6 protein-coding genes are annotated in these 4,166 nt (G+C 35.5%); all 6 read left to right on the top strand.

Annotation, left to right across the window (positions count from 1 at the left end; all coding sequences use genetic code 11):
* The first annotated feature begins 502 nt into the window (after positions 1 to 502).
* The 6 genes from Q4557_RS19460 (at position 503) to Q4557_RS19485 (ending at position 3,811) form a co-directional block, all read left to right on the top strand.
* On the top strand, positions 503 to 757 hold the full coding sequence (locus Q4557_RS19460) for a hypothetical protein (protein ID WP_303414950.1): 255 nt from the start codon (positions 503 to 505) through the stop codon (positions 755 to 757).
* Positions 758 to 926: 169 nt separating this feature from the next.
* On the top strand, positions 927 to 1,499 hold the full coding sequence (locus Q4557_RS19465) for a hypothetical protein (protein WP_303414952.1): 573 nt from the start codon (positions 927 to 929) through the stop codon (positions 1,497 to 1,499).
* A gap of 354 nt (positions 1,500 to 1,853) precedes the next feature.
* Positions 1,854 to 2,384, top strand: a complete 531-nt coding sequence (locus Q4557_RS19470) for a hypothetical protein (protein ID WP_303414954.1) — start codon at positions 1,854 to 1,856, stop codon at positions 2,382 to 2,384.
* Positions 2,377 to 2,724 (top strand): hypothetical protein, encoded by a 348-nt coding sequence (locus Q4557_RS19475; protein WP_303414957.1) that lies wholly within the window; start codon positions 2,377 to 2,379, stop codon positions 2,722 to 2,724. Before Q4557_RS19470 ends, Q4557_RS19475 begins: the two co-directional genes overlap by 8 nt.
* Positions 2,721 to 3,554 carry a hypothetical protein gene (locus Q4557_RS19480; protein ID WP_303414959.1) on the top strand — a complete coding sequence of 278 codons (834 nt, stop codon included), beginning with the start codon at positions 2,721 to 2,723 and terminating at the stop codon, positions 3,552 to 3,554. Before Q4557_RS19475 ends, Q4557_RS19480 begins: the two co-directional genes overlap by 4 nt.
* A gap of 11 nt (positions 3,555 to 3,565) precedes the next feature.
* On the top strand, positions 3,566 to 3,811 hold the full coding sequence (locus tag Q4557_RS19485; protein ID WP_303414961.1) for a hypothetical protein: 246 nt from the start codon (positions 3,566 to 3,568) through the stop codon (positions 3,809 to 3,811).
* Positions 3,812 to 4,166: the final 355 nt, after the last annotated feature.

Here is a 4,166-nt window from a genome sequence, read left to right on the forward strand (position 1 = left end):
TTCTCTTGGTCTGGCCATCATCTATCACCGATTATTAAGCAATAACCAAAGCCTAGTACAGTGTTGATAATTTAGCCACTTAAAGTGGGTGGCCATGTTATTTTAGCTGTTAAACTCGCGATAACTGACACCAAAAAGCCTGAAGCAACCCTTCAGGCTTTTTTGTATTTAAATATGCTGAACAAAAACAAGTGGGAGCACTAACTGTAACAGGCTATTTTTTAATGATTTTAATTCAACTTTCAGGCAAAAATACCGCTAAACCATTGCAATAAACAGACCCAATAGCGTAATGTATAACCAATAAAAACAAACGCAGGCCAAGCTCTTAATCCAATAAGAGAACGCCTTTCAGGGAAGAAGAAGCCAATCATTAGCTTGTAAAAGCCAGTTCATTTGAACCACAAAAGCACAAAGTGAAAAGTTAACTGTGATCCCACTTCTTTAAGACCCTTGTTCGGGAACAGAAGACCAGAGCCGCTATTAGAAACAAGGTATTATTATGCTGGTTAAATTAGACGTGAAAAAGAAATATGTATGGCCGATAAGAGCTGTTTGTTTAGTTATATCAATACCTTTGATTCTTCATACGTTTGATATTTGGTTTTCTGGTTTTGCTTATTCGCATGGAAATTTGGCTGTCAAAGGTGAAGATAATCAATTGTTTTATAGTGTATTAATAAAATACTGCGCTTTTTCGTTTTTCTTTGTGTGGTTTGGAACCGCTGGTACTATAGAAAAAAAGAACAAGAATTAAAGTAAAGTTTTAAGTAACCTATAAACAAAAATTAAGTTTACTCTGCCCCCCACTTATTAAAACCGGTATAAATACGAGAGCAAACTCAACCATGCTCTCGTAAAGCCAATAATCATAGGTGGCCATGTTATTACCTAAAGTTCTAGGCGAAATAGATTAAGGATAATCTGTGAGAATTAGCATAATATTTATATTTTTAACCGCACTACTACTAAGTAGTAATGCACAGTCAAATAATACTCCACCACCTTATTGGGATAAGCTTCAAAAATGCGAAACCTTGAATGGTGAGTATGGTCACGTACAAGCTTTCGAATATCTGGTCAAAAAGGGTATGACACCAACGTTATGCTTTGTTATTAGCGGACACTCAAAGGAAGCATTCTTACAACTTCGAAGAAACGCAATAACGGATAATGATAGGGTTTATATTTCTGAAATCCCAAAACCCTGGCTTGGTGTTGGAACATATATTCCGTCCTTGCCCTTCAAGACAATAGATACTGATAATAATTACCCTGTTACATATATTGCGCTGACTGAAGAGCTCGGATATACCGAAAATGAAAAAATAGCTATAAAAATATCTTTTAATGTAGCGGATCACGACAGAGAGTTTTTCTTCTTTTACAACGAAGATGAGCATGGTGCGTTTCTTGGTTCTATCTCATTATTCACAGAAGATGAGCCAGCAGAAATTAACCGTGTAGAACACGACTATATAAATGGGGTCAGAGACTGAAGCCACTTATTACAAAGGCTGATTAACGATACAAACTGTAACGTACTACTTTTTAATGATTTTATATCGACTTTTCGGACAAAACAGTGTGCTAAAGCATTGCAATAAACAGACCCCATATCGTAATGTGTAACCAATAAAAAACAAAAACAGACCAAGCTCTTAATGCAATAAGAGAACGCCCTCAGGGAAGAATAAGCCAATCATTAGCATTTAAAAGCCAGTTCATTTGAACCGCACAAAATGAAAAGTTTACGCTGCCCCACTTATTATTTTACTGACACCAATCAAAATATAGGCTAAATTATAAGCAATGTAATTGAATGTTTCTTCGGAATCATCGAAAGGAAGACGATGACAGCCATAGCTTATCGATATAGACTTAGTTCAATCATACTACCCTTCATGCTGTTAGGTAATGGTTGTTCAGTTAATAATGTCGGCATTGGCAGCCAATCTGAGAGTCATTTATCAGATTATTCAAAAATAGTCACCTATGAAGCCTCTGGTTTACATTTTTACACAGTACCTAGCTTCGGTGTTCAACTAGGCTATATTCGCCAGCAACTCATCTATCCAGTATTAAGTAATAATCAATACCTCTGCTTCAATAAAGTTTTCAACGACAACCCTCCTACAGAAACTCCCAGAGCCAAACTTACCTATGCAGAAATACCAGTTATGGTTAACACCCATCAAACTGGAATTGGTTTAGCAATGTCTTATAAGCAAGTTCGATTAAACCTTGGTACCTCTTCCCAAAAATTGCTGAGTATCCATAAAGAAGACTCAATATCTGTATATTACTTAGACACAGAAAAAGAAATAGAGATTTGCGCAGTTAATAATTTAGCCCATAACAATAGGACCACTATTAATGAATAAACTCTTACCAACAACCTTGCTCGTTCTCTTTTTAGCAGGCTGCCAATCAAACCACTTAATTTATGTGCAAGAAACATCTTTAGGATTAACCATTGCCGCCAGCGCTGAGGGCAGTAATAAAATGTCGCTGGGTTACGATAGAGATGTATACGCCATCGTGCCAAAGAAAACCAAAGAATCGGATGCGATGTCGCTGTTTTCTGTGAATAAAGTAGAAATAACAGGGCTTGATGACATGAGTATTTCTGAGTTTGTTGCCTCCGGTAAACCAGCAGAAGATCTTGCAGTGAGGCCAGATGCAATCAAAAAACTTCGCCAGAAAGTATATGGTGATAAATGATGAAAAACATAAACTTAAGCCTTTTATCTCTTATGGGACTTATATCTTTAGTCGGTTGTAGTAATGCCGTGACCTACCATCACTCAGAGCGAAATAGTATTGCGATAGAATCACGCACAACAGATCCCCAGCAACCGTTACAAGGCACAATAGGAGTCAAAACTCGAACGGTAGTGGTTACCCCTAAAAATAATAAAAGTACCGGTAATGCTACTAGCGTAGTAAGTGACTTTAAACTATCACGAGAATCTAGTGACGATTGGTATAAATTTGGTACCACGACCATTAACAGCTCATTTATGACAGGACAAGCGGCAATAGATGCCTCTACAGACACTGTTCTGGCAGTAAAAGACTTAGCGAGTGGATCATTAGGTGAGTTAAATGCTAGAAGAAAAATGTTAATTAATAATATTTACAGTACGTTATCAACAGTACAAGATAAAAAAGCTTTAAGCATAAGTGCAGACTTAGATAAATTAAATAATTTACTACCAGATGTATCCAAAATGGCTTTTTATTACATAGATACAGATGCAAATGGTAAAGTGAAGGACAACATTACCGACAAATCAGTAATCAAATTACTTCCTGGTTTTAATGGGGTTCAGGAATACCTTAATCTAATTGAAAACAGCATTACAGCTCTCGATACAATGAAACACAATCGTGCTTTCACATATAATGATAATTTAATTGATCAAGCGCAATTTACCCTTTTGGAACAAGCTAAAGATACTCTTATTAATGAACGTGAAGTATTTGCACGCACTATAGGAAATAGCCCACAAATAGATGACGCAGCTGCTTACGTTTTAGGCTTATTATAAGGAAATAACTAATGGACGAAATAACAGTTACGCAATGGGCCCACCCCCATGTTAATACTGATAGCTTAGGTGAAATAAAGTATTTCATTTTTTTAGATATTAATACAATACAAAGGAATGCCAATTACATCGTGGATTATACTTTAGCCCTACAAATAGCCTCACAAAGAATAGAGTTGTATGATTTTGGGGTTATTGAAACCAAGCGTAACCAGCAAAATAATGCTTGGTTAGTTAAATGCATCATTTCAGATTAAAAATTATAATTGGTTACCAATAAGACTGCATATTTAAAGTATATTTTTGTAAGCAAAGGTTATTTAAGTAACTCAATATGTCTATTCGTAAATATCAAATAGTAAATATAATTAAACAAATACATAGCCACCCATTATTTTGAAGTTATAACATAACGCCTTTCATTTTGAGTTGCTAACACCAACAATCATTTACTAATGGGATGATTCTTGCCAAAGGACTGAATATTTCATCATTAATCGCCAAAATTAACTCATAAACTAAATTCAACACAGCTGAAAAGCTTGATATCAATCAAGTGGGAAATGCTGTTATTTTAAATTAAGAAATGATTTATTAAGCGCACAACCAGCG

This window comes from Shewanella sp. 5_MG-2023, from assembly GCF_030547465.1.
In the GTDB taxonomy this organism is placed as follows: domain Bacteria; phylum Pseudomonadota; class Gammaproteobacteria; order Enterobacterales; family Shewanellaceae; genus Shewanella.